The 794-nt window shown below is 64.7% G+C and carries 1 protein-coding gene; it reads right to left on the bottom strand.

All coding sequences use genetic code 11. The annotated features are described in order from the left end of the window. Positions 1–19: 19 nt before the first annotated feature. The coding region (locus ACH0BZ_RS16385) for a transposase (protein WP_406899810.1) at positions 20–794 on the bottom strand (775 nt) is incomplete at its 5' end.

Raw genomic sequence — 794 nt, 5'->3', positions numbered from 1 at the left:
GACCTGAGTTCCACAACTTTTAGTGCCCCGCGTTGATGGCGTTGATGAGTTCGCGGGCCTCGTCGGGAATCGTGGGTTCAACGACCATTTCGTTGTCGCCTATGCCCACGACGACCGTGTGTAGGGGTTCGAGCGTGGTGACGAGCTTCTTGATCGACACACCGGTGACGTTCTGCAGATAGCGGGCGACGGCGAGTGCGGCGAACACGATGGTCAGGTGCGCCTCGATGGCGTCGCGGGTGCGGTGGAAGATCGGTCGGGCCTTCAGGTCGGATTTGGCCATCCGGAAGGACTGCTCGACCTTCCACAGGTCCCGGTAGGCGGCCACCACCGCTGGCCCGTCCATCACCTCGGGGGCGATGTTGGTGACATAGCCCTTGTAGCCGGCCGACTGGCGAGCCCGCTCGATCGAGGCCTCATTGAGAGAGACCTTCTGGCCGGTGATCTGGACGAACCGCTGCTTACGCAGCGGCTCTGACCGGTCGGTCACGCGCTGGGCGCGTTCGATCTGCGCGTTCAACGTGCGCTTATCACGCTTGTGTCGGTCCCAGGTGTAGTGCCACACCACCCGGCGATCCCGGCGGTCGCGGCCCTGCCCCATTGCGCGGACGAGTTCGACGGTGCCGCCGTCGGCGATGGCGTTGCCATGTACCCCGAAGTGCTCCTCCAACTCCTTGGGCGCCTTCGAGGTCTTGGAGGCGACGATGAACCTCAATCCGGCGTCCTCCAGCGCGTTGAGGTTCGCCGCGGACAGCATGCCGGCGTCGGCCACGACCACCATGTCCTCGATCTGG

The organism is Dietzia sp. 179-F 9C3 NHS (assembly GCF_045369825.1).
Classification (GTDB): Bacteria; Actinomycetota; Actinomycetes; order Mycobacteriales; family Mycobacteriaceae; genus Dietzia.
The sequence above is the reverse complement of the archived record's forward strand: the minus strand, read 5'-3'. Positions and strand labels throughout refer to the sequence as shown.